General features: G+C 39.7%; 24 protein-coding genes. 13 read left to right on the forward strand and 11 right to left on the reverse strand.

Annotated features, from left to right (window positions below; genetic code table 11):
* Window positions 1-16 precede the first annotated feature (16 nt).
* Window positions 17-2,236: a DNA topoisomerase IV subunit A gene (gene parC, locus MKL33_RS05865; RefSeq protein ID WP_086398710.1), complete on the forward strand. Its 2,220-nt coding sequence runs from the start codon at window positions 17-19 to the stop codon at window positions 2,234-2,236.
* 297 nt (window positions 2,237-2,533) lie between these two features.
* Window positions 2,534-4,213, forward strand: a complete 1,680-nt coding sequence (locus MKL33_RS05870) for a long-chain-fatty-acid--CoA ligase (protein ID WP_044102657.1) — start codon at window positions 2,534-2,536, stop codon at window positions 4,211-4,213.
* Window positions 4,214-4,253: 40 nt separating this feature from the next.
* On the opposite strand, the gene MKL33_RS05875 is transcribed toward MKL33_RS05870, so the two are convergent.
* Complete coding sequence (locus tag MKL33_RS05875; protein ID WP_270906651.1) at window positions 4,254-4,646, reverse strand: hypothetical protein; 393 nt, start codon at window positions 4,644-4,646, stop codon at window positions 4,254-4,256.
* Window positions 4,647-4,752: 106 nt separating this feature from the next.
* Here MKL33_RS05875 and MKL33_RS05880 point away from each other — a divergent pair, with 106 nt between their 5' ends.
* Together MKL33_RS05880 and ppa are read left to right on the forward strand one after the other, a co-directional pair.
* The gene (locus MKL33_RS05880; RefSeq protein WP_069037021.1) at window positions 4,753-5,151 is read left to right on the forward strand and encodes an MAPEG family protein; all 399 of its coding nucleotides are present in this window, start codon (window positions 4,753-4,755) and stop codon (window positions 5,149-5,151) included.
* Window positions 5,152-5,278: 127 nt separating this feature from the next.
* Complete coding sequence (gene ppa, locus MKL33_RS05885) at window positions 5,279-5,803, forward strand: inorganic diphosphatase (RefSeq protein ID WP_002121243.1); 525 nt, start codon at window positions 5,279-5,281, stop codon at window positions 5,801-5,803.
* A 105-nt stretch (window positions 5,804-5,908) separates the two neighbouring features.
* On the opposite strand, the gene MKL33_RS05890 is transcribed toward ppa, so the two are convergent.
* Window positions 5,909-7,186: an OprD family porin gene (locus MKL33_RS05890; RefSeq protein ID WP_262468054.1), complete on the reverse strand. Its 1,278-nt coding sequence runs from the start codon at window positions 7,184-7,186 to the stop codon at window positions 5,909-5,911.
* Window positions 7,187-7,923: 737 nt separating this feature from the next.
* Between MKL33_RS05890 and MKL33_RS05895 the strand changes: the two genes are divergently transcribed.
* On the forward strand, window positions 7,924-8,112 hold the full coding sequence (locus MKL33_RS05895; protein ID WP_270906652.1) for a hypothetical protein: 189 nt from the start codon (window positions 7,924-7,926) through the stop codon (window positions 8,110-8,112).
* 38 nt (window positions 8,113-8,150) lie between these two features.
* Window positions 8,151-8,963, forward strand: coding sequence for a TorF family putative porin (locus MKL33_RS05900; protein ID WP_017385855.1), 813 nt, complete (start codon window positions 8,151-8,153; stop codon window positions 8,961-8,963).
* Window positions 8,964-9,004: 41 nt separating this feature from the next.
* Here the strand turns inward: MKL33_RS05900 and MKL33_RS05905 are convergent, their stop codons facing one another.
* On the reverse strand, window positions 9,005-9,883 hold the full coding sequence (locus MKL33_RS05905; RefSeq protein WP_069036331.1) for a dihydrodipicolinate synthase family protein: 879 nt from the start codon (window positions 9,881-9,883) through the stop codon (window positions 9,005-9,007).
* Window positions 9,884-9,898: 15 nt separating this feature from the next.
* Window positions 9,899-10,675 (reverse strand): aldolase, encoded by a 777-nt coding sequence (locus MKL33_RS05910; RefSeq protein WP_069036332.1) that lies wholly within the window; start codon window positions 10,673-10,675, stop codon window positions 9,899-9,901.
* Window positions 10,676-10,786: 111 nt separating this feature from the next.
* On the opposite strand from MKL33_RS05910, the gene pdxR reads away from it, so the two are divergent.
* Window positions 10,787-12,220 carry a MocR-like pyridoxine biosynthesis transcription factor PdxR gene (pdxR, locus tag MKL33_RS05915; RefSeq protein WP_270906653.1) on the forward strand — a complete coding sequence of 478 codons (1,434 nt, stop codon included), beginning with the start codon at window positions 10,787-10,789 and terminating at the stop codon, window positions 12,218-12,220.
* 24 nt (window positions 12,221-12,244) lie between these two features.
* Here the strand turns inward: pdxR and MKL33_RS05920 are convergent, their stop codons facing one another.
* The 3 genes from MKL33_RS05920 to MKL33_RS05930 all read right to left on the reverse strand — a co-directional run bounded on the left by MKL33_RS05920 (window position 12,245) and on the right by MKL33_RS05930 (window position 14,674).
* Window positions 12,245-12,790, reverse strand: coding sequence for an NADPH-dependent FMN reductase (locus tag MKL33_RS05920; protein ID WP_069036334.1), 546 nt, complete (start codon window positions 12,788-12,790; stop codon window positions 12,245-12,247).
* Between the two features lie 103 nt (window positions 12,791-12,893).
* Window positions 12,894-14,381: a YifB family Mg chelatase-like AAA ATPase gene (locus MKL33_RS05925; RefSeq protein ID WP_069036335.1), complete on the reverse strand. Its 1,488-nt coding sequence runs from the start codon at window positions 14,379-14,381 to the stop codon at window positions 12,894-12,896.
* A 65-nt stretch (window positions 14,382-14,446) separates the two neighbouring features.
* On the reverse strand, window positions 14,447-14,674 hold the full coding sequence (locus tag MKL33_RS05930) for an accessory factor UbiK family protein (protein WP_002121136.1): 228 nt from the start codon (window positions 14,672-14,674) through the stop codon (window positions 14,447-14,449).
* A 278-nt stretch (window positions 14,675-14,952) separates the two neighbouring features.
* On the opposite strand from MKL33_RS05930, the gene glnK reads away from it, so the two are divergent.
* From glnK to MKL33_RS05960, 6 genes are all read left to right on the forward strand, one after another.
* Complete coding sequence (gene glnK / locus MKL33_RS05935; protein WP_000780326.1) at window positions 14,953-15,291, forward strand: P-II family nitrogen regulator; 339 nt, start codon at window positions 14,953-14,955, stop codon at window positions 15,289-15,291.
* Window positions 15,292-15,348: 57 nt separating this feature from the next.
* The gene (locus MKL33_RS05940) at window positions 15,349-16,746 is read left to right on the forward strand and encodes an ammonium transporter (RefSeq protein ID WP_060466392.1); all 1,398 of its coding nucleotides are present in this window, start codon (window positions 15,349-15,351) and stop codon (window positions 16,744-16,746) included.
* 123 nt (window positions 16,747-16,869) lie between these two features.
* Complete coding sequence (gene nrdR / locus MKL33_RS05945; RefSeq protein WP_000543541.1) at window positions 16,870-17,328, forward strand: transcriptional regulator NrdR; 459 nt, start codon at window positions 16,870-16,872, stop codon at window positions 17,326-17,328.
* A gap of 15 nt (window positions 17,329-17,343) precedes the next feature.
* Window positions 17,344-18,429, forward strand: coding sequence for a bifunctional diaminohydroxyphosphoribosylaminopyrimidine deaminase/5-amino-6-(5-phosphoribosylamino)uracil reductase RibD (ribD, locus tag MKL33_RS05950; protein WP_270906654.1), 1,086 nt, complete (start codon window positions 17,344-17,346; stop codon window positions 18,427-18,429).
* Window positions 18,426-19,718 (forward strand): DNA adenine methylase, encoded by a 1,293-nt coding sequence (locus MKL33_RS05955; protein WP_002121221.1) that lies wholly within the window; start codon window positions 18,426-18,428, stop codon window positions 19,716-19,718. Before ribD ends, MKL33_RS05955 begins: the two co-directional genes overlap by 4 nt.
* 43 nt (window positions 19,719-19,761) lie before the next feature.
* Window positions 19,762-20,421: a riboflavin synthase gene (locus tag MKL33_RS05960; RefSeq protein ID WP_002121149.1), complete on the forward strand. Its 660-nt coding sequence runs from the start codon at window positions 19,762-19,764 to the stop codon at window positions 20,419-20,421.
* 59 nt (window positions 20,422-20,480) lie between these two features.
* Here the strand turns inward: MKL33_RS05960 and MKL33_RS05965 are convergent, their stop codons facing one another.
* From MKL33_RS05965 to MKL33_RS05980, 4 genes are all read right to left on the reverse strand, one after another.
* Window positions 20,481-20,699: a hypothetical protein gene (locus tag MKL33_RS05965; RefSeq protein WP_002121224.1), complete on the reverse strand. Its 219-nt coding sequence runs from the start codon at window positions 20,697-20,699 to the stop codon at window positions 20,481-20,483.
* A 132-nt stretch (window positions 20,700-20,831) separates the two neighbouring features.
* Complete coding sequence (blhA, locus tag MKL33_RS05970) at window positions 20,832-21,470, reverse strand: cell division protein BlhA (RefSeq protein WP_081320294.1); 639 nt, start codon at window positions 21,468-21,470, stop codon at window positions 20,832-20,834.
* Between the two features lie 38 nt (window positions 21,471-21,508).
* Window positions 21,509-21,916, reverse strand: a complete 408-nt coding sequence (locus MKL33_RS05975) for a DNA polymerase III subunit chi (protein ID WP_270906655.1) — start codon at window positions 21,914-21,916, stop codon at window positions 21,509-21,511.
* Complete coding sequence (locus tag MKL33_RS05980) at window positions 21,909-23,357, reverse strand: leucyl aminopeptidase (protein ID WP_002121215.1); 1,449 nt, start codon at window positions 23,355-23,357, stop codon at window positions 21,909-21,911. The genes MKL33_RS05975 and MKL33_RS05980 overlap by 8 nt, the downstream gene beginning before the upstream one ends.
* Between the last annotated feature and the right edge of the window lie 54 nt (window positions 23,358-23,411).

Raw genomic sequence — 23,411 nt, forward strand, 5'->3', positions numbered from 1 at the left:
GGAAGATAAGCTGACTATGACCAGCCTTGCGCATCAAGCGACAGAAAACCGCTCTGTAGCCGAATTTACTGAACAGGCTTACCTGAATTATGCCATGTACGTCATTATGGACCGTGCATTGCCACATATCAGTGATGGCTTAAAACCTGTACAGCGCCGTATTGTCTACGCCATGAGCGAGTTGGGCTTAAAAAGCAGTGGTAAGCCAAAAAAATCGGCCCGTACTGTAGGTGACGTACTAGGTAAATATCATCCGCATGGTGATTCGGCATGTTATGAAGCCATGGTGTTGATGGCTCAGCCGTTTAGTTATCGCTATCCTTTGATTGAAGGTCAAGGGAACTGGGGTTCACCAGATGATCCTAAATCGTTTGCTGCGATGCGTTATACCGAGGCAAAACTTTCTGCCTACAGTGAGTTATTACTAAGTGAGTTAGGACAAGGCACGAGTGAATGGCAAGATAACTTTGATGGTTCATTAAAAGAACCGATTACTTTGCCAGCACGAGTTCCTAATATTCTGCTGAATGGTACAACTGGTATTGCGGTTGGTATGGCGACTGATATTCCGCCACATAATTTGCGTGAAGTGATTAAAGGAACAATTGCCTTAATTCGTAATCCGCAAACATCAGACGAGAAATTGGCTGAATATATTCCAGCGCCAGATTTACCAACCAAAGCTGAAATTATTACTCCGCCTGAAGAATTACTCAAAATCCAGACGACTGGACGTGGTAGTTACCGCATGCGAGCGGTTTATACCATCGAAAAAAATGAAATCGTGATTACCGAATTGCCGTATCAAGTATCGGGTTCTAAGGTGATCACTCAAATTGCCGACCAAATGCAGGCCAAAAAGCTACCATTAGTGGTGGATGTGCGTGACGAGTCGGATCATGAAAACCCAACACGACTCGTGATTGTACTTCGTTCTAACCGTATTGATGCTGAAGCGGTGATGAGCCACTTATTTGCTACTACCGATTTAGAATCAAGCTACCGCGTTAATTTAAACATGATTGGTGAGGATGGTCGTCCTCAGGTTAAGTCGATTAGACGTATCTTGCTTGAGTGGATTGAGATCCGTAAAAAAACGGTTACTCGCCGTTTGGAATATCATTTAAACCGAATTGAAAAACGTCTACATATTTTGGCAGGCCTTTTAATTGCTTATCTCGATATTGATACGGTTATCCGTATTATTCGTGAAGAAGATCAGCCTAAACCTGTATTGATGGATCATTTCAAAATTGATGAGATACAAGCAGAAGCAATTTTAGAACTCAAGTTACGCCATTTAGCAAAACTTGAAGAGATGGAAATCCGTCAAGAACAGGATGAACTCTCAGCAAAAGCAGCGATTATTCGTGAACAATTAGAAAACCCAGAATCTTTAAAAAATCTGATTATTGGTGAACTCAAAGAAGACGCGAAAAAGTTTGGTGACGAACGCCGTTCTCCAATTGTTGCACGTGCTGAAGCTGTTCAGATTAGAGAACAAGATTTAATGCCGGCTGAAGCAGTAACGGTAGTTTTATCTGAGGCGGGATGGATTCGTGCTGCAAAAGGTGCGGATGTTGATGCAGAGAATTTAAACTATCGTGCTGGTGACCAATATTTAAGTCATGCGGTGGGTAAAACCAATCAACGAATTTATTTCCTTGATGAGACAGGGCGTAGTTATGCCTTGCCTATTAGCAGTTTGCCATCAGCAAGAGGTTTAGGAGAGCCATTAAGTTCGAAGCTTGCTCCTGCAAGTGGAGTCGCATTTATTCAGGTCTATTTAGATGATGACGAGTCAGAACTTATTGCTGCTAGCTCATCAGGTTATGGCTTTAAAACTCAAGTCAAACAGCTAGATACCAATGCCAAGGCAGGAAAAAGCTTCTTGTCGGTACCTGAAAAGTCAAAAGCACTACCGTTAATATCTGCCCAAAACATGACACATTTGGCTGTACTCAGCTCAGCAGGTCGACTCTTGATTATTGATTTATCAGAACTGCCAAATTTAAATAAGGGTAAAGGTAATAAGTTGATACAACTTGAAGCGAAAGAGCAGATTTTATCCATGACAACCCTGAACTTAGATGAAATAATTCAGGTGGTTGCAGGTCAACAACATCTAAAATTAAAAGGTGAAGATCTACAAAAATACATGGGTAAACGAGCTTCAAAAGGTCACCTCTTACCACGTGGATATCAAAAAGCAAATAAACTGTTGATTCAGAGATAAAGCTAGCGTCGGGCAACATAAATACGCTATATATGGCAATAAGTTCAAGCAATGAACTGAACTTATTGGTATTGAATAACGATTAAAAGGGCAGCAATTTGGAGTACGCAATTTGTACTCCATGCAAAAAATTTGGCAGGGTCAAATTGTCAAAACTTCTGTCTCATAATCTTGTTCGAAAGTGTCATGAATGTGCCAATAAGTTTTAAATATGTTCTGGCACCAAGAAGCTAAAGAATAGCTGGGGCATTGAATAACAGTTATTACTAAGGATTACGAATCGGAGATAATGGCATTATGGAAAAGATTTGGTTTGCAGAATACCAAAAAACAGGGATTCCAGAAACAGTAGCATTGCCTGCGGAAAATACCTCTCTTGTTGATATTTTTGAGAGTAATTTCCAAAAATTTGGTTCTCGTGATGCCTTTATCTTTATGGATAAAGCGATGTCATTTAACGAGTTGGAACTTGCAAGCCGTAAGTTCGCGACCTATTTGCAAAATTTGGGGTTAGCAAAGGGAACTCGTGTGGCAGTGATGATGCCGAACGTATTGCAATATCCTGTAGTTGCATTAGCTGTGTTACGTGCAGGCTTAGTGTTGGTGAATGTAAACCCACTTTATACTGCGCGTGAGCTTGAGCATCAATTAAATGACTCAGGTGCAGAAGTACTCGTGATTATCGAAAACTTTGCCAGTGTTTACCAAAGCATTTTAGGTAAAACTCCTGTGAAGCATGTTGTAGTTGCAACAGTAGGAGATATGCTTGGTACGCTTAAAGGTACATTAGTAAATTTTGTATTACGTAAAGTACGTAAGCAAATTCCTGCTTGGAATATTCCTGGGTACGTTAAATTTAATACAGCATTAAATAAAGTAAGTCCGAGTAATTATAAGCGTCCAAATTTAACTTTAAGTGATACTGCCGTGCTTCAATATACGGGTGGTACTACAGGTGTTTCAAAAGGTGCGGAATTAACACATCTTAATTTGGTTGCTAACCTTTTACAGTGTGATGGTATCTTCCAAAGTAAATTTGGTGCAAATGATGGTGCTAAAGGCGACCGTATTGTTTGCGCATTACCGCTTTATCATATTTTTGCGTTCATGGTTTGCGCGATGTACGGTATGTATAAAGGTCAGGCAAATATCTTGATTCCGAACCCACGTGATTTACCAGCGGTAATTAATGAATTACGTAAATATCAGCCATCATTCTTCCCAGCAGTAAATACATTATTTAATGCTTTAGTAAACAATGAAGAATTTAAACAACTTGACCATAGCAATTTAAAAATGGCGATGGGCGGTGGTATGGCAGTTCTACCTTCTACAGCAGAAGCGTGGAAGAAGATTACTGGTACAACCATTATTGAAGGTTATGGTTTGTCTGAGACTTCTCCTGTAGCGACTGCAAATCCTCCTGCATCTACTGAATTTAGCGGCACAATTGGTATTCCATTACCTTTAACAGAAGTTGCTATTTTAGATGATGACGGTAAAGAAGTTGCCTTAGGTGAGCAAGGTGAAATCTCTATTCGTGGTCCTCAAGTCATGAAAGGCTATTGGAAGCGTCCTGATGAGACTGCGAAAGTCATGACTGCAGACGGTTTCTTCCGTACGGGTGATATCGGTGTTATGGATAGCCGTGGATATACTAAAATTGTAGACCGTAAAAAAGATATGATTTTGGTTTCTGGCTTTAACGTTTATCCAAGCGAAATCGAAGAAGTTATTGCTAAACATCCAAAAGTATTGGAAGTTGCAGCAATTGGTGTTCCTGATGAAAAATCAGGTGAAGTGCCAAAACTCTTTATCGTGAAAAAAGATCAAAGCTTAACGACTGAAGAAATTTTGAACTTTGCTAAAGAAAACTTAACAGGTTATAAACGCCCTCGTTATGTTGAGTTTATGGATGAATTACCTAAATCAAACGTAGGCAAAATCTTACGTAAGGACTTACGTAAGCCAGCCTAAAAAGTTAATAAAAAAGCGCCTTAGGGCGCTTTTTTTGTTTTTACACTTTGTTGTGGCTCTTCATAAACCAGCGGTCTATGTAAGGACGACCAATTCCTACCATCCCAACAAAAACTAGCATTGTGCCCAATTGCAAACGCAAATGAGTTAAATCGAGCTGACCATAACTTAAATAATTATCTGCTAGGCAATATAGGGTAATCACAATTAACCAATGCCATAAAGGAAGCCGTTTAATACCGACTGCAATAAAAGTAATTGTTAAAATAACAAAGGTGCCCAGTGTCGATTGCCAATTTAGATTTGCACAAATCACACTCAATAAAAAAGCCACAATAGGAAGTACGATTTTTAATATACGGTCTACCTGAAGTTGATTTTGTTTTTGCTTCTCTAAGACGTCAAACAATTCTTTTTGATCAGGTTGTTGCATACATGGCCCTATTAATCAGTGATGACAAGTGATTGCATAAAATTTCAGGTAAAAACGCAATGTTATGATAGCATGATCAACAGTATTTTCAGTGATGGATGGCACTATGCAGGGCATCAGCGGCATTATCTATATTATTTTAGTGGCATGTTTGCTGCCATACGCATTTACCGTAATTGCAAAATTTACAGGTGGTTTTCAGCCCGTCGATAATCAAAATCCGAGAGCTTTTTTGGCCAAAACAACAGGCCTTGCTGCTCGCGCTAATGCCGTACAACAAAATAGCTTTGAAAGCCTACCTTTATTCTTAACTGCTATTTTAATGGCTGAGTATATGGTTGTTCCGGAATATTTTATTCTGAGATTAGGCTGGGCATATATTATTTTAAGAGTTATTTATGGCATTTGCTATTTAACTAACTGGGCAACTTTACGCTCGATTGTTTGGTTCTTATCGATATTGTGTCCAATCTTTCTATTAGTGGTCACGATTAAACTGACTTGAGTGTCATTCTGTCATCATTCATATCAACTTTCGCGTGTGCCCATTGTATAATCGGCATCATTTTGATGATATCCACGCTATAATCGAGTGGATTTTACATCTGACTTCATAACGAAAGAGTATTGATATGAGTTACAGCAATATCCCAGCAGGTAAAGATGCGCCAAATGACATCTATGTCATCATTGAAATTCCTGCAAATGCAGCACCAATTAAATATGAAATCGATAAAGATTCTGATGCATTGTTTGTAGACCGTTTCATGGGTACAGCAATGTTCTATCCAGCGAACTATGGCTATGTTCCAAATACTTTGTCTGAAGATGGCGACCCATTAGACGTACTTGTTGTAACTCCACATCCTGTTGCTGCTGGTTCTGTAATTCGTTGCCGTCCAGTGGGCAAATTAAACATGGAAGATGACGGTGGTATTGATGCGAAATTAATCGCTGTTCCACACGAAAAATTATCTCCACTTTACAAAGACGTGAAGGAATATACAGATCTTCCTCCGTTATTGATTAGCCAAGTTGAGCATTTCTTCAGTCACTATAAAGATTTAGAACCAGGTAAGTGGGTAAAAATCAGTGGTTGGGAAGGTGCTGATGTTGCTAAAGCAGAAGTATTAAAAGCAATTGAAGCTGCTAAATAAGCTTTAATTGATAAGCTTAGAATATCTGAATTGATATTTTGAGCTTAATAAAAAACCTACATCTGTTGCCAGACGTAGGTTTTTTATGCTTGATAGATTTGTGAATTAGAATAATTTCACAGGAATATCAAGGAAGATACGCCATTCGTTCGTATCACCGATGTAAGCATTGGTTTGATAAGCATCGCTTGCACGGTAGTATGAGTTACGAATACGAAGGCTTGTATCTTTAGCAAAACCACTTTGAACTGTATATTTCACTTGGTTAAAGAACTCACGTTCCTCAGCATCATCAGTTAAGCCTTTAACTTTGATGTCCCAACCATATACAAATGCAGTTGTCCAGTTCAGACCAGGTAATACACCTAATTTACCAAAGTCAAGACTGTACTGAATTTGAGCAGATTTTTCATCGTTACCGATGAAATCAGACAGGTAAGAGTTTGGCAAATAAATACTTTGACCGCCGTCAGCATTTTCACCATAGTCATAACCGACATTACCACTGTTTTGTTGGTAAGCAACCATGATGTTATGTGGACCAGTATTATAGGCTGTAGATATTGCCCAAATATTGTTTTTACGATTAGATAGGTCATCAGTAGTTTGTGAATAAGTAGAAGCACCTTCATCAAACTTAGTATGATAACCACTGAAATCGTAAGTTAATGAGCTGTCATTAGCCAATGGTTGTTTATAGTTTACATTAACGTAGTGACGTTCAAGTTTATCTTTACTATCTAAACCATAGTAAGATGCATTTAAATTATCATCAAACTTGTATTTAGCACCCCAAACAATTGCACGATCAAGATTACGGCCATCTGTGTTCACTTGGTCCGAATATTGGTTTTTAGTGAATTTACCAGCAATCACTTCTAAATCTTTAATTTCATGGCTGGTTAATAATGTACCAGTAAAGTATTCAGGTACTAAACGTGCTGTGTTACTTGCAAGAACAGGTAGGTCGAGTACTTGAGTACCGTAACGTACTGTTGTGTTCGAGAAACGCGCTTTTACGTTACCACCACCACGAGCCCAATGGTCATAAGCTGAACCATCGTTGTGTTTTGGAATCATGTTATTACCAGCGTTATTATTTTCGCCGATTTTAAATGAACCATCACCAACAACGCCTACACCGAAGCCAACAATACCAGGGGTAAAGCCAGAATCAATATTTACGATTGCTGTTTGAGCAAATGAACTGGTGTCATCTACGCCATTTTTTTTGTCACGGCTGATGTAACCTGTACGGAAGAGAATAGAACCGTTCGCATCTTCAACAAATCCTTTTGCCTCACTTTGCTCACTTGCCTGAGCTGAGGAAATTATTGCCGCAGAAATGAGAACTGCTAATGTAAGTTTTTGTGCTTTTAGCATATTTAAAGAACCTCATAAAAACGATAAATCCTGTGCCTTGTTATTGTTCAGGGCCTAGGATTTCCATCAATTGTATAAGTAATCTGTAAAAAAGATATATTTTTGTTCATTTTATTTTATATATGCTATGCAGGATTTGATTAATGTGGTAGGGGTTATTTAATAAATTTATAATTCGTCTTTTATACTTAATTTATTGTTTAAAATAAAAAAAGTAATTTAATTTTTAGTGGATTTTTACCATTTATTTTGTATTTAAAGTTAAAAAAATAGTTGATTCTTGTGTTCATTTTTTACTCTTTTTTGTTGGATATGTTTACTTTTTAATCTTATTTTAAGTTTCTTTTTTCATCACTTTTATTTTTATACCCTTTAAATTGTTACTATATAACGTTATTTTAAAAAATGGAATGTACAAAAATAGATCACTACAGGCGGTTAACAAAATATGTTTAGGTTGATCAAATTTAGTGCAATAACTTGCTTATATTTTGTGCACTACTCTTTTTATCCATATTATTGCTTAAAAAAGATCCAAAATAGTACATCTACTTTAAACAAGGAATAAATAAACAAATCCAATGAGTAGAAATGCGCAATCACAGATCATTACAAGCACTGTCCTCCAGAAATTTACATACTTTTTATATCTCGCTTCTAAGTTTAAATAGAAAATTTATGTGCAACAAATGAATACTTCACGCCTCGCTCATTAATTTCCGATAAGGGGTTCTCGTATGTTTAGTATTTTTTATCGCATAAGAATTTTATTTTATCACTATGTTTTATATAGATATATTTTTATAAAAATTACACAGCAATTTTATAATAAAGTGAGTTTGATCTCAAAATTAATGAAGAGCACTGATAGCAAATTTGTACTTGGCACAGCAATTGCTAAAGCTCAAGTAACACAATTTGTTTAATTCCTATAAATCGTGCGTTCATTGTGGGGGAGATCAAAATGATGAAATTTGCACTTAAGGCAGTAACTCTTGGTATCTTTGCAGCAGGGTCAACTATGGCTATGGCTGAAGATGCTCCATCTTTTTATGGAATCACGGCAACAGGTAGTGTGGCAGCGACCACAGACTACCGTTTCCGTGGTGTTACCCAATCGTCAAATAACCCAGCTATTCAAGGTGGGTTCACTTTTTCTCATAAGTCAGGTGCTTATGTTGCGCTTTGGGGGTCAAGCGTAGACTTTAATACACCTGGCGTTTCAACTGAAACCGATATCTCTTTAGGTTATACAAATACGTTAAAATTGTCTGATACGCTTGCACCAACTTATGATGTGGGTGTAATTCATTATGGATACATTGGTTCTGACTCAAAATTTACTAACCCATACAATGGTGATACTGGCTTCGACTTCACCGAATTTTACGGAAAATTAACGTTTGCAGACTCTTTATTTAAAGGTGATGCACTTAGTGTGGGCGTAAGCTATTCAGATGATTACTGGGGCCACTCTGATGAGTTCTGGTATTTCAACGTCGGTTATTCAGCACCAATTGCAGACACAGGATTTACTGGACTTGCTTCAGTTGGTTATAACAAACTCAAAAACAAAGATTCTTTACTTGTAGTTGCGGGTGGGCCAGGTGAAGACGATAGCTATATCGATTATAAAGTTGGCGTCAACTATAACATCTTGGGTATTGTTGCTGAGCTAGATGTTGTTGGTACAGACATTAGTACTTCTGGTATGACTGATGCTGGTAAGAAACCTTATGACACGGGCTTGGTGTTTAGTTTAACTAAAACATTCTAAGTTTGAGTTTTAAAAAAGCGGGTGAGTAACCCGCTTTTTTATTAGTTTTCTATTTCAGAAAGTAGCTGTTTTAACTGGTTAAGCTCAATATCCGTAGCTTTAGATAATGGCTTGCGTGGTAAGCCCGCAGAGACACCTTTTAGTTGTAAACCAGCTTTAATCGTTTTAGGTAAACCACCATTTACAATAAAGCGTAGTAAAGGAAGTTGCTGATAAAATGAATTTTGGGCTTGTTCTAACTCACCATTTTTTATATGTTCAATAAGCTGTTGAGGTCGTTGACCTAATAGGTTTGGTGCTGCTGTACACCAACCGCTTGCTCCAGCACATAAAGCCTCTAAAGCTAGAGGGTTACACCCGTTATAAAATGGGAGTTCTCCTTTTGATAGCTCATAAATCTTATGCATGCGCTGAATATCACCGCTACTTTCTTTCACCATCGTAATATTTGCAATGCTATTAAACATACGCACAATTAACTCTGGAGACATATCAACACCGCTAGTCGCGGGGTTGTTATAAATCATAATTGGTAGTGTGGTTTCTTTGGCAATTGCTTGATAATATTCAAAAATCTCTTGGTCTCTTAGCTTCCAATAAGATATAGGAATCACCATGAGTGCATCTGCACCGTAGCTTTGCGCGATTTGCGCCTTTTTGATGGCTTGATCCGTCGTGAGTTCTGAAATTCCAATAATGACGGGCACGCGTTTATTAATACTTTCAATTGAAGTTTTCGCGACTAAGCACCATTCATCCCATTCAAGATAAGCGCTTTCACCTGTACTGCCTAAAGGCGCAATCGCATCGCAGCCGTTTTCAATAAGCATATCCAGCATTTGTTTCAAAACAGGAAGATTAATGGTGTTGTCATCAGAAAATGGGGTAACAGGGTAGCCAATAATGCCGTTTAGTTTCATGGTGGAAGTCTCTTTTTAAATACAGTCAGAATGTTTTTTCAAAGCTTTACGTGCGTAGTAGGCAAAGTTCACTTTGTTGCGTTTATCGGTAGATACCCAATCATGAGCTTCTGTGGCTAAATCATGTGGGATCGGCTGAATTTGTCCGGCAGACATGGCTAGCAGTTGCAGTTGAGCTGCTCGTTCAATTAAAAGCGCCAAGTTACATGCTTCTTCAATGGTTTTTCCTGTGACCAATTGACCATGATGAGACAGCAAAACAGCGCGGTTTTTACCAAGCGCAGAAGAAATCAAAATACCTTCTTCGTTGCCTACAGGAACACCCGGCCAATGACCTACAAATGAGCAGTCTTCGTAAAGTGCACAAACGTCCATTTGGGAAATCATAAGTGGAACCTGTAGCATCGATAGGGCTGCTACATAGGTAGGATGAGTATGGATAATGCAGTTCACTTCTGGATGTTCTTTATAAATCCATGTGTGAAAACGATTGGCTGGGTTTGCCATTCCTTCTTGATTGATGGGTTCTAAATCTTGACTCACCTCAAGTAAGTTTGAGGCAGTAATTTCATCAAAACCTAAACCAAAACGTTGGGTAATAAAGGACTCTTTATTTTCACTACGGCAGGTAATTTGGCCTGCTAAACCAGCATCATGGCCATGGTCAAATAAAATACGACAAGTGAGTGCAAGCTTTTGACGATCAGTTAAATCTGAGTCGCTAATCCACTTTTGCATGTCTTGCTGTGCATGTTGCATCAGGTCTTGTTTGTTTACAGTAGCAGTCTTCATCTCTTCTCCAGTCCAGTTGACCAAATTAAGTAGGTGAAGGCAGAATAGAAAATAGCTGGATGAATCAATACATCCAGTTTTTATAAGTTATATGGTCCAGATGGGGCGAATATGCTAAGACCTTGGCAAGTAAATTTTCGTATCGATGAAAGAGAAGAAAAAACGGTTTTTCTAAAACTGACTAACTTGATTAGTCAGGAAATTTTATGTGGCCGTTTAGTGCAGGGGACGATGCTGCCGGGGTCTCGTAGCCTGTCAAAAGAACTAGGAATTAATCGAAAAACTGTACAAGCAGTATATGAAGAGTTAGAGGCACAAGGATGGCTTGTGACCCGTCCCCGAAAAGGCACATTTGTGGCGGATGTTTTGCCGGAAAAACAGCTTCAAATAGAGCCAGTATCTGAGCGAACAGTTAATGATAAACCAATCACTCAAGAAGTGATCCAACGCCCACATAACGATGGTGTGCCAGATCCACGGCTTATTCCCTACGAACTATTTTCGCGGGCATATCGGCATGCACTGATTAAAATTACGCAAAACCAGTACATGGGATATGGTGACCCACGAGGTATGGTTGAGCTAAGACAGGCTTTACAACAAATGTTGTCAATGGAACGTTTTATGAATGTTGCTGAAGATGAGATTTGTATTGTACGTGGTAGCCAGATGGGAATTTTTCTTGCCTCTCGAGCATTACCCAATCGGCAGGGTGTTATCGTTATTGAGGAATTGTATTATCCATCTGCTTTTAAAGCATTTCAATCAAATGGCTTTCAAGTGGTTTCTGTCAAATTAGATGAACAAGGTATTGTCATTGAAGATTTAGAACGGATTTTACAAGAGCATTCTGTAGCTGCCATTTATACAACTCCGCATCATCAATATCCTACAACTGTAACGATGCCAATGAGTCGTCGTCTTCAACTCTTGGAGTTTTCAAAAAAATGGGGGGTTTATATTATTGAAGACGACTATGACCACGAATTCCACTATGACAGTCGGCCTATGCCACCCTTAGCAAGTTTGCCTCATTCTGAGTTAGTCATTCATGTGGGCTCATTATCAAAGGTCTTTGCACCCGGTATTCGCTTGGGATACGTCGTGGCATCGTCAATAATCATTCAATCGATTACAGAAGATATTCTATTGATTGATCGGCAAGGCAATAACATTACGGAACTTGCTTTAGCAGATTTAATGCAGCGAGGGGAAATCAAGCGGCATATCCGCAAAATGAAAAAGATATATCAGCTACGCCGAGACCATGCATTAACTGAGTTCCATCGAATTTTTGCAGAGAGTGTTCATATACAGCCACCCGCTGGGGGAATGGCTTTGTGGGTGAAATTCCAGAAAGCATTTACTCAAGATCAGCTTATAAAATTAAAAGAACTTAACATTGATACAGAGCATAAGTTTAAACAGGAAGAATGTACTAATCATTGTATCCGGTTTGGCTTTGCGGCTTTATCAGAGAAAGAAATTACTTGCTTAATTGAGACTTTAAATGAAGCTCTTAATAAAAAAACAGCGGACTCATAATCCGCTGTTTTATTTTAAGAAAGTTCACTCTAATTCATTTCTACATTTTTGAATCTCTGAGACAAAGGTAAGCAGAAAGGGAGTAATTTGTGACTTATATTTTTCGGTTTGTAGCATCTCGCTAATTTGTTCAGGAGATTTGCCGATGAGAGAAATCCTTAAAAATAAATCTTCAAAGAAATTGCTACTAACAGTCGACAATACTCTTCTTAAAGAAACTAGCATGTCGTCGCCGCGGCTAGATGCATGAACCAGGACAATAGGTATATCTATAATTTCGGTACGGGAAACCATCCAATCAATTGCATTCTTGAGACCACCTGGAATACAACGGATATATTCTGGACTTGAGATGATAATGCCATCTGCATCAGAAACAGATTTGATGAAATCTTCCACTACAGTAGGCGTTTTTTCTCCTTCATTATCTGGAGAAAAGACAGGCAGATTATTAATATGATCAAAAACTGTCAATTCAATGTCGGACGGTGCTATATCCTTCATTGCTCTTAATAGAGCAGTATTTGTAAATTCTTTTCTTGCACTACCTGAGATAGCCAAAATTTTCATAGCATCCTCTTTACTTCTATTAATACATAGGGAGTAATAAATTCTCTTATTAATAACTTCTATAAATATTAAAAAAGCGGACTCATAATCCGCTGTTTTTATTTTAAGAATGATTGCCTCGATAAGAGAGCGCTTCTGTAAGATGAGGACTTTGGATCATCTCACTTTGCGCCAAATCGGCAATGGTACGAGCAACCCGTAAAACACGATGATAAGCACGAGCCGACAGATTCAAACGTTGTTGAGCCATTTCAATCATTCGTTGAGAAGTACTATCAAGTACAGCATATTGCTCAAGTTGTTTCGGTGAAAGTGCTTGATTTAAACAATCTTGTCTTTGCATTTGTTGTTCATAAGCATAAATCACACGCTGTCTTACAGCCGTAGAGTCTTCAGCAGGCGTTGGATCTTGCAGTTCTTGAGCTTTTAAAGGCGGTACATCAATATGTAAATCGATACGGTCAAGTAATGGTCCCGATATACGGTTTTGATAGCGCTTGATACTCTCTGGCGAACATTGGCAACGGCTGTCTTGATTAAACGCATAACCACATGGACAAGGGTTCATTGCTGCAATGAGCTGAAAGTTTGCAGGATAAGTAATTTGCCGAGCTGCACGTGAAATAATGATTTCTTTTGACTCAAGCGGCTGACGTAAGACTTCTAGAACTTTTCTGTCAAACTCGGGGAGTTCATCTAAAAACAAAACGCCTAAATGAGATAAGGTAATTTCACCTGGTTTAGGATGGGAACCGCCCCCAACTAGTGCAATGGCTGATGCTGTATGGTGGGGCGCGCGAAATGGACGCTGACCAAAGGTATGCGGTGTATTTGAAATAGAATAAATACTCGCGACTTCAAGCGTTTCCTGATTAGAAAGCGGTGGCAAAATTGAAGGAAGACGTGAAGCAAGTAAAGTCTTACCTGTACCTGGTGGTCCTTTAAAGAGCAGCGAGTGCCCGCCTGCGGCGGCAATTTCTAGTGCGCGACGTGGACGTAGCTGACCTTTGACATCTGCCAGATCAAATTTATAAGGCATTTGGTTTGAGGTAGTTGCAGGTTCAATCGAAGATAGTGATTTCATGCCCAAGAAGTGATCACAGACTTCTTTTAAATGGCTCACTGGATAACATTCAAGATTCGGTAAATGGCTAATATCCTGACTATTATCGAGAGGTAAAAGCATTTTATGCTTGGCCTGTTGACACGCCATTGCCAAAGTTAAAGTACCTGACACTGGTCTTACATGGCCATCTAAAGCTAATTCACCAATTAATTCAAAATCTTCGGCACAGTTTTCTGGGAGCTGGCCAGATGCAATTAAAATACCTATAGCAATAGGTAAATCTAGACGTGAACCATCTTTGGGCAAATCTGCTGGTGCAAGATTAATGGTCAGCCGTTTTGTTGGAAATTGAAATCCACTGTTAATAATGGCTGAGCGAACCCGGTCTTTACTTTCTCTTACCGCTGCCTCTGCTAGGCCGACAATAGTAAGAGAAGGTAAGCCTTGACTCACATGTACCTCAACCTCAATCAGAGGTGCATGTAAACCTAAAAGTCCCCGTGTATAAATTTTAGAAAAAGACATCTTATTGTTCCATTATGGTGCTTCATTTTTAATCGTTGTAAAGTATAAATGCGCTACGTTGGTGCTTATTTTTTATTCTTTAAAGTTTCTTCTAACAAACTTACTTGTTTTTGTAGCTCTTCTAAACGTTGATTGGCTGACTGAAGTGCAGTCTTTTGACGGTCGATCTCTTGTTTGGAAACAAGATCCAACTTTTCGACCGCTTCATTTAATAATGCACGTAAATTTTTTTCCAAATCTTTTTTAGGCTCATCAATTTGTTCCAGAATGGCCTGTAGCAAAGTTTCTAGCATGAAATATCCAAAGTGTTGTATTACCTTATGCTTTACAGTTTAACACTGCTTAAGCGCTGGATATAGGTTTCAATTTTTTTAGTGCAAATAGATCATTAAATCAGCATATAACACTACTGAAAATTCATTTTATTTTTGATAGCTCATCTACATCTTGCTCACTAAATAGGTTATAAAGAAAGTTCATGCAAAAGATTCATTTCCCTCAACCTTTGAAATATTGGCATGAAAATTGAACATAAAACCTTACTGGTGAAAAGAAGCCGAAGGAAACAAACATGAAGCTTGTAACTGCAATTGTAAAACCGTTTAAATTGGATGACGTGCGTGAAGCACTCTCTGACATTGGTGTACAAGGGATTACCGTAACTGAAGTTAAAGGTTTTGGTCGTCAAAAAGGGCATACTGAACTCTACCGTGGCGCGGAGTATGTGGTTGATTTCTTACCTAAAGTAAAAATCGAGATTGCGATTAGTGATGAAATGGTCGACGCAGTAATTGAATCAATTACACGTGTCGCAAGCACTGGAAAAATCGGCGATGGTAAGATTTTTGTGACTAACCTGGAACAAGTAATCCGTATCCGTACGGGTGAAACTGGACCGGATGCTGTCTAAATTGGCACAAAGCTTGCTGAGTAGAAAATAACTCGCAAATGAGGTTGGGGGACACGAATGAAAAAAATGCTTATGGCGCTCAGTCTATCAGGCGCTCTTTTGGGTGGTACTGCCGTTTGGGCAGAAGAAGCTGTAACAACGCCAACATCGGAAGTTGCGGCTGCATCAACATCTCCAGCTACTGCAACTACTACTGCAGAAGCACCAGTTGCTGAAACTCCAGCAGCTCCAGCACCGACACCTACGCTTGATACGGGTGATACCTCTTGGATTTTAGTTTCAACCGCATTGGTTCTATTAATGACCATTCCGGGATTGGCATTATTCTACGGCGGTATGGTACGTAAAAAAAATGTACTCAGTACGATGATGTTCAGCCTTTCAGCTGCAATCTTGGTAAGTTTGCTGTGGGTGATTGCTGGTTACTCAATCGCGTTCTCTGGCACAGGTGCATTTTTTGGTGATTTGTCTAAAGCAATGCTAAACGGGGTAGCGTTTGATGCATTAAGTGGGACAATTCCTGAAAGTCTCTTTGTTATTTTCCAAATGACTTTTGCCATTATTACAGTGGCGATCCTTAGCGGTTCTATTGCAGACCGTATGAAATATTCAGCTTTCATGGTGTTTATTGCAGTTTGGGTGCTCGTTGTTTACGCACCAATTACCCACTGGGTGTGGGCTGCAGATGGCTGGTTATTTAAAGCAGGCGCATTAGATTTTGCTGGTGGTACAGTTGTACATATCAACTCAGGTGTTGCAGGTCTAGTTGCTGCTTACATGCTTGGAAAACGTATTGGCCTTGGCCGCGAATCTATGGCTCCGCATAACCTGACTTTAACTGTAGTGGGTGCAAGCTTACTTTGGGTGGGTTGGTTCGGCTTTAACGGTGGTAGTGCTCTAGGCGCTGGTGCTCGTGCAAGTATGGCAATTTTAGTGACTCAAGTTGCTGCTGCCGCTGCTGCATTCTCTTGGTTAGTTGTTGAACGTATGATCCGTGGTAAAGCATCTGTATTAGGTGGTGCTTCTGGTGCGGTAGCTGGCTTAGTTGTGATTACACCAGCAGCAGGTTTTGTTGGGGTAGGCGGTGCTTTAGTGATGGGCCTTATTGGTGGCGTAGTGTGCTTCTGGGGTATTACAGCACTTAAACGCTTACTTAAAGCCGATGATGCTTTGGATGCGTTTGGTTTGCATGCGGTAGGTGGTATTGTCGGTGCGATTTTAACTGGCGTATTCTACAGTGACGAAATTATTAAAGCAGCCAACGTTGCATTAGCTCCAACATTCGCTGGCCAATTATGGGTACAAGTTGAAGGCGTATTGGCAACCATGGTTTACAGCGGTATCGCGACTTTCATTATTCTTAAAGTGATTGATCTTGTGATTGGTATTCGTGTGAATGCTGATGATGAACGCATGGGTCTGGATTTAAGCCAACATGGCGAACGTATCGAATAATTCGTAATATATTCCAATCAAAAAACAGTCTTCGGACTGTTTTTTTGTCTTATAGAATGCTGGTTCTGTAAGTGTAGAAATTTTGCTACACTAGGTCAAAGTAATCGACCCTATAAATCCGCTATGCATTGTCCATTTTGCAACGCCGCAGATAGTAAAGTCATCGATTCACGTTTAGCCGCCGAAGGCTGTCAGATTCGTCGACGTCGTGAGTGTGTAAGTTGCGGTGAACGTTTTACCACTTTTGAAAGCTATGAAGTGGTAATGCCCCGTGTGATCAAATCGAATGGAAAAAATGAACCTTTCGATGAGGCCAAATTGCGTCGTTCGTTAATGCATGCTTTGCAAAAACGTCCGGTCACACAAGAGCAGATCGAAACAGTTTTAAGTGATATTCAGTTGCAGATTCGCCGTTTAGGTGAGCGTGATGTGAAATCTAGAACAATTGGCGAAATTGTCATGCAATCTTTATTTGCCCTTGACCATGTTGCTTACGTCCGATTTGCTTCTGTCTATCAAGATTTTCAGGATGTTGAAGCGTTTCGCCGTCAAATTGAGCAAATGCAACAACGTGAACACTAATCATTTGAGATTTTTATGTCTGAGTTGAAACAAGACCAGTATTGGATGCAGCAAGCTATTGAACTCGCCAAACGAGGACTATATTCGACAAAGCCTAATCCAAATGTTGGTTGTGTGATTGTCAAAGATGATCAGTTAATTGGACAAGGCTTTCATCCTAAAGCAGGTCAGCCACACGCTGAAGTTTTTGCCTTACGTGAGGCGGGTGAACATGCAGAAGGTGCAACGGCTTATGTCACACTTGAACCATGTGCGCATTATGGCAGAACCCCTCCTTGTGCCGAAGCATTGGTGAAAGCTCAAGTTAAAAAAGTAGTGGTTGCTTGTCCTGATCCAAATCCATTGGTGGCGGGTAAGGGTGTTCAGATTTTGAAAAATGCCGGAATTGAAGTAGAAGTTGGCATTTGCGAAGATTTAGCATCAAAACTTAATCAAGGTTTTTTAAAGGCAATGTCTACAGGCTTGCCTTATGTACGTTTAAAGGTAGCCTCAAGTTTAGATGGGCGTACTGCAATGGCATCAGGTGAGTCGAAGTGGATTACCGGTTCGGCTGCGCGCCAAGATGTACAACATTGGCGTGCCATTTCTGGAGCAGTGATTACAGGTATTGAAACTGTGATTGCAGATGATTGTCAGCTTAATGTGCGTTCACTCAATAATTTTGATATCGAGACAGTTGCTCAGCCAAAACGTGTTGTTTTAGATCGCCAAGGACGTTTACCATTTAACGCTAAGATCTTAGAGAATCCTGAAACTGTGATGGTAATGGGGCCGTATCGTCAAGAACTTGCTGATTTAGGCGTGATACAATTAGAAATTCAGCCTTTAAAAATGCTGTTACAGACCCTATCTAAGCAACATCAAATTTATGATGTGTTGGTTGAAGCTGGCGCAACATTGTCTACTGCCTTTTTGCAAGAAGGTTTGGTGGACGAATTGATCAGTTATATTGCCCCGACCTTATTGGGGAAAAGTGCAAGGGCCATGTTCAATGCAGAGTTTGAATATATGGCAGAGCAACTTCGTTTTACACTTCTTGATGTGACACAAATTGATCAAGATATACGCTTAAGGTTAATCCCTACGCAAGAGAAAGTATGAATTCAGAGCCTTCGGTTTATCACAAACGTCGTCATGCAGCCCGTACGACAGACGAATATCTTTTCCATCAGCTTGTGCCGTACTTGGGTAACAAGCGCCGATTGCTCCATCTAATTTTAGAAGCCCTTGAAATTACAGGGACACTGAATAGCAAGAAAAAGAATCCACCGATTTTTGCCGATTTCTTTGCCGGCAGTGGCGTCGTATCTCGTTTAGCACGTCAAAATGGTTATCGTGTGATTGCGAATGACTGGGAACCTTATAGTCATGCTTTAAATCATGCGATTTTAGCCTGTGTAGATGCACCTGCTTTTAAAGAATTAGGTGGCTATCAAAAGGCAATCGATTATTTAAATCGCTTACCTGAAGTTAAAGGTTGGGTAACGCATAACCTTTGCCCACGTAACGATGATGTATACGATCCAACTCGTGACCGTTTATTCTTTAAACGTCGTAACGGTATGCGTATCGATGCAATTCGTCAGCAGATTGCAACATGGCAGGCACAAGGTGCAATTAATGATGTAGAGATGAGTGCTTTACTTGCGCCATTGCTCTATTCAGCTAGTTTTGTCAGTAACACGAGTGGTGTATTTAAAAGCTTCCACCAAGGGTGGGGCGGACGTACTCAAACTGCGTTAGAACGAATTGAATCATTACTTTGGTTAACACCGAGCCGTTTTTGTGAGATTGGTGATCGCAAACGTCCGGCTGCTGAAATGTGGTGTGTAGATTCACAACATCTAGCAAATCAAATGAGTGGTTTTGAGGTTGATGTTGCCTATCTTGATCCACCATATAATCAGCACGCATATAGTAGTAATTACCACGTTTTAAATGCATTAACTTTATGGGATCAGGTGGATTTACCTTCACCAGATACGAAAGGTTATAAGAGTGGTATTGATAGAGCATGGCGTAAAGAGCGTCCGAGTCCATATAACTCTTCTAAACATGCAAAAGATGCATATGAGAAATTACTCTCAACGATCAATGCGCGCTATATTCTGACCAGCTATTCAACTGATGGTAATATCGAACCGAAAGATTTACTTATGGCCAATCTGGAACGAGGCAAAGTGACCTTGTTAACACAAGATGTTCCGCGTTATCGAGTGAGTAAACAACGACAGTCTGAACGTGCACGCGTGCTTGAGTTTATTGTGATTACTGATACTCATGCTAAGTCAGGACCACCATTACGTCAGTTATTAGGCCAGCTTTACCACTTCGCCGAGCTAGGTGGTGTAGATACCTCAGGCAATAGTACACAGCTCGCACTTTGGTAAGCGCTGCAATTTAAGCAGTGTAAAAAGATTTGGAGATTGAGCCATGTTTACAGGCATTATTGAAAGTTTAGGTAAAGTTGAAAGCCTGCAAAGTGTAGGTGGTGATGTACGTCTACGTATTCAGACTGATCTGGATATGTCTGATGTACATTTGGGTGATTCGATTGCAACCAATGGTATTTGTCTTACAGTGATTGAATGGGGCGATAACTGGTACGCGGCAGATGTTTCTCGTGAAAGTTTAAATCGAACGACTTTAGGTAACTGGAAAGTTGGGCAACGTGTCAATGTTGAAAAGGCAATGTTACCGACAACGCGCTTTGGTGGGCACATTGTAAGTGGTCACGTTGATGGCGTAGGTGAAATTACCGTAGTGCGTGAAGATGCTCGTTCAATCTATTATGAAGTTACAGCACCGACAGAACTTGCTAAATATTTGGCGGAAAAAGGCTCTGTAACCGTTGACGGAATTAGCTTAACGATTAACCACTTGCGTGGAAATATTTTAAGCTTGAATTTGATTCCGCATACTGCAGAACGTACCAATATTGGAACGTGGCAAGTAGGCAGTAAGGTCAACCTTGAAGTCGACGTGTTGGCGCGTTATATCGAGCGTTTATTGCTAGGTGATAAAGCAGCTGAGCAAAAAACTGAGTCAAATATTAGTATGGCTTTTTTAGCTGAAAATGGTTTTTTAAAATAAAAGCCAGATCATCAAAATAAAAAACCGGACATATGTTCCGGTTTTTTTATTTTTAAAAATTAATGCTTAGTCAGAGTAACCGAATGTGTGCCGACCCATGGTTTAGTATGCTGAGTACGTGTAATTGAAAACTCACCTTTTTCCGACGCTCGTGTCAGCAAAATTGAAAGCGAATTAAAGTCGTTATGACTCATATAAAGTTCTTGTGCTGAAAATGTCCATTGCTCACCCTGATTAAGCTGCTCAAGTTGCTTTGAAATCTGATGTGGAATGTCCATTTCTTACCCTCATTAATTATCTTAAAATCGCTACTTTCTATTCTCATAATCAATTGATCTACAAGAATAATATTTATGTCTATTTTGTGACATATAGGTGTCAGTTTTATGACAGAAGAAGTTTTAAAAACTTTACTTCTCTATTTTTTCATCAGAAAACTTAGAGTTCTTTAAAATGTATTCAATTTCTTCTTGAGCTGCCGAATGTAGTTTGGCTCGGAAAGCCGTTACAGACTCTTCAATTAGGTTTTCAGCTTCAAGTTCTAAACGAATGCGTAAACTTTCAAGCTCAGATAAGATTTGATCATCGGTAATACTAAGTTTTACGCCAGCAGAGTAATTGACTGCTGGTGTTTCAGGGTTTTTCTGATAACGTGCAGTTTGTTCTGCAACTTCTTGTTCTAAATGACTACGTAATATCTGTAATGTTTCAGTCTGTTCATTAAACTTGCGAACTTCGTCTGCTTGCAACTCCGCAGCATAAGCAGCTTCTGATGCACGTTTGTCAGCAAGTGCTTTTTCTAAAGCGAGCTGACGACGGATACGTGCTTGCTCAATAAGCTCTGCCTTAAGGTCCGCGTAAGCTTGTTCAATTTTTTGCTGCGATTCTAACTGCGCTTTTTCGTCATTTAAAACCCAAAGCTGAATAGGGGTTTGGGGTTCTAATAGGTCGCAAATACGTGCCAGATCCTGTTGATAGGCATGACGGACAGCTTCAGGCGCATTTAACCATCTTTTTTTAAAATCTTGCCCGACATTTAATGCCACCATGCTTCTCCTTTGTTCAACAGTATTTACATTTTAGCGCGTTATAATTTAAAGGTCCGCGGTTCTAAACCCAAACGGCGATACATTTTAAATTTTTCTCGACCAATTTGCTTGGCTGTTTCATTATTTTCAACAATTTCTATAATGTGGCTAAAATGATCAACTTGTTCAAGTGCATGATTGTTAAAATTAAATACTAACAAGCCTTGTTCAAGCGGTTGTTTAGCCGAAATACATACAGCAGCTTCAGCTTGATCAATCCCATGTGCAATGAAACTTACAGGGTCGAAATCCCATAATCTTTCATCAAGAGTTTGTTGTAGCTGCACATCTGGGCAATACCACCAGATTTTAGGATGCTTCTGTAAAATCTTTCGGCATAAACGGCAAGCACTATCGACTTGCCGTTCTTCACTGGTTTCAAACAGATAAAAACTAACTTTAGCCATTCGTATTTACACGATTCGCTAAAAATTGCATGAGTAATGGTACTGGACGACCTGTTGCACCTTTAGCTGGACCAGATAACCACGCTGTTCCTGCTACATCTAAATGAGCCCAACGGTACTCACGTGTAAAGCGTTCAAGGAAACATGCTGCCGTAATCGCACCGCCGTATGGACCGCCAATATTTGCAATATCAGCAAATGGTGAATCAAGTAATTCTTGATAATCCTCAATCACTGGCATACGCCATACACGGTCAAATGATTGCTCACCCGCTTGTTGAAGTTCAGCTGCTAAAGCATCATCTGGTGAGAACAAACCACTCAGTACTTTACCTAAAGCAACTACGCATGCACCAGTTAATGTTGCGATATCAACCACAACTGCTGGATTGAAACGTTTGATATAGGTCAATGTATCGCACAGAACAAGACGACCTTCTGCATCGGTATTTAAGATTTCAACTGTTTGTCCGCTCATGGTTGTCACAATATCGCCTGGGCGAGTTGCTTTACCTGAAGGCATGTTTTCTGCGGCTGCAATTGCTCCAACGACATGAATAGGGAGTTTTGCTTCGCATAACGCACGAATAGTCCCTAGTACAGAGGCTGCACCACACATATCGAACTTCATTTCATCCATGCCTAGGCCTGGTTTTAAAGAAATACCGCCTGTATCAAAAGTAACGCCTTTACCAACAAGCACAACAGGCGCTTGATCGATTCCAGCTTGGTATTCGAGTGTTACGATACGACCCGGACGTTCAGACCCTTTGCTGACAGCAAGAAAAGCATACATGCCTAAATCAGCCATTTGCTGTTCATTTAAGACAGTTACTTTGAGTAAGTCAGGGAATTCTGCAGCTAAAGCTAATGCTTGTTCTGCCAAATACTCAGGGAAACAAATGTTACCTGGACGGTTTCCAAGGTCACGTGCATACGACTGACCAGACTGTACGGCATGCACTAAAGCCAGTTGTTTTTCATCGAGGCTCGTCGTTGAACTAATTAAATCAACCTGTTGTAACACAAATTCATTTTTTTTCGATTTAAACTCATCATAACCATAAGCTGCTTGAGTTAAGCTTAAAGCGAATAAATAATGGTATTCGACAGGTAACGCAGCAATATCAATCGCGATATGCTTAAATTTATTTTGTGTCGATTTGATAATGGTTTGGGCAAGTTTAGCGAGCTTAACCGCCTGAAGTTCAGCTGTTTTTCCTAAGCCAAGTAATTGGCTATGAGGTTGATTTGAAACCTGACCGAATAAAGGCAGAGTTTCATTGAAGTTGCCTTTGAATTGGGTGGCAGTAAGAACGCTTTCTAGGTTATTGATTTGATATGTGTTGATGTTGCTTTGTAGCTGTTCTGAATCAACTAAAACCCACAAAGATTCATTAGATGTCTGTTCGGGAAAAGTTGTATAAGTTGTAAATTTCATGGCTGCCGTGATTGCCTATAGAAAGTTATGTTGGATTAAAACATTGAAACACTT

This window comes from Acinetobacter sp. AOR43_HL (assembly GCF_027854635.1).
GTDB lineage: Bacteria > Pseudomonadota > Gammaproteobacteria > Pseudomonadales > Moraxellaceae > Acinetobacter > Acinetobacter pittii.

Bases quoted from the DNA above. Each gene is read 5' to 3' on its own strand.
- parC (WP_086398710.1), top strand. From the start codon at position 17: ATGACCAGCCTTGCGCATCAAGCGACAGAAAACCGCTCTGTAGCCGAA.
- MKL33_RS05870 (WP_044102657.1), top strand. From the start codon at position 2,534: ATGGAAAAGATTTGGTTTGCAGAATACCAAAAAACAGGGATTCCAGAA.
- MKL33_RS05875 (WP_270906651.1), bottom strand. From the start codon at position 4,646: ATGCAACAACCTGATCAAAAAGAATTGTTTGACGTCTTAGAGAAGCAA.
- MKL33_RS05880 (WP_069037021.1), top strand. From the start codon at position 4,753: ATGCAGGGCATCAGCGGCATTATCTATATTATTTTAGTGGCATGTTTG.
- ppa (WP_002121243.1), top strand. From the start codon at position 5,279: ATGAGTTACAGCAATATCCCAGCAGGTAAAGATGCGCCAAATGACATC.
- MKL33_RS05890 (WP_262468054.1), bottom strand. From the start codon at position 7,186: ATGCTAAAAGCACAAAAACTTACATTAGCAGTTCTCATTTCTGCGGCA.
- MKL33_RS05895 (WP_270906652.1), top strand. From the start codon at position 7,924: ATGTTTAGTATTTTTTATCGCATAAGAATTTTATTTTATCACTATGTT.
- MKL33_RS05900 (WP_017385855.1), top strand. From the start codon at position 8,151: ATGATGAAATTTGCACTTAAGGCAGTAACTCTTGGTATCTTTGCAGCA.
- MKL33_RS05905 (WP_069036331.1), bottom strand. From the start codon at position 9,883: ATGAAACTAAACGGCATTATTGGCTACCCTGTTACCCCATTTTCTGAT.
- MKL33_RS05910 (WP_069036332.1), bottom strand. From the start codon at position 10,675: ATGAAGACTGCTACTGTAAACAAACAAGACCTGATGCAACATGCACAG.
- pdxR (WP_270906653.1), top strand. From the start codon at position 10,787: ATGCTAAGACCTTGGCAAGTAAATTTTCGTATCGATGAAAGAGAAGAA.
- MKL33_RS05920 (WP_069036334.1), bottom strand. From the start codon at position 12,790: ATGAAAATTTTGGCTATCTCAGGTAGTGCAAGAAAAGAATTTACAAAT.
- MKL33_RS05925 (WP_069036335.1), bottom strand. From the start codon at position 14,381: ATGTCTTTTTCTAAAATTTATACACGGGGACTTTTAGGTTTACATGCA.
- MKL33_RS05930 (WP_002121136.1), bottom strand. From the start codon at position 14,674: ATGCTAGAAACTTTGCTACAGGCCATTCTGGAACAAATTGATGAGCCT.
- glnK (WP_000780326.1), top strand. From the start codon at position 14,953: ATGAAGCTTGTAACTGCAATTGTAAAACCGTTTAAATTGGATGACGTG.
- MKL33_RS05940 (WP_060466392.1), top strand. From the start codon at position 15,349: ATGAAAAAAATGCTTATGGCGCTCAGTCTATCAGGCGCTCTTTTGGGT.
- nrdR (WP_000543541.1), top strand. From the start codon at position 16,870: ATGCATTGTCCATTTTGCAACGCCGCAGATAGTAAAGTCATCGATTCA.
- ribD (WP_270906654.1), top strand. From the start codon at position 17,344: ATGTCTGAGTTGAAACAAGACCAGTATTGGATGCAGCAAGCTATTGAA.
- MKL33_RS05955 (WP_002121221.1), top strand. From the start codon at position 18,426: ATGAATTCAGAGCCTTCGGTTTATCACAAACGTCGTCATGCAGCCCGT.
- MKL33_RS05960 (WP_002121149.1), top strand. From the start codon at position 19,762: ATGTTTACAGGCATTATTGAAAGTTTAGGTAAAGTTGAAAGCCTGCAA.
- MKL33_RS05965 (WP_002121224.1), bottom strand. From the start codon at position 20,699: ATGGACATTCCACATCAGATTTCAAAGCAACTTGAGCAGCTTAATCAG.
- blhA (WP_081320294.1), bottom strand. From the start codon at position 21,470: ATGGTGGCATTAAATGTCGGGCAAGATTTTAAAAAAAGATGGTTAAAT.
- MKL33_RS05975 (WP_270906655.1), bottom strand. From the start codon at position 21,916: ATGGCTAAAGTTAGTTTTTATCTGTTTGAAACCAGTGAAGAACGGCAA.
- MKL33_RS05980 (WP_002121215.1), bottom strand. From the start codon at position 23,357: ATGAAATTTACAACTTATACAACTTTTCCCGAACAGACATCTAATGAA.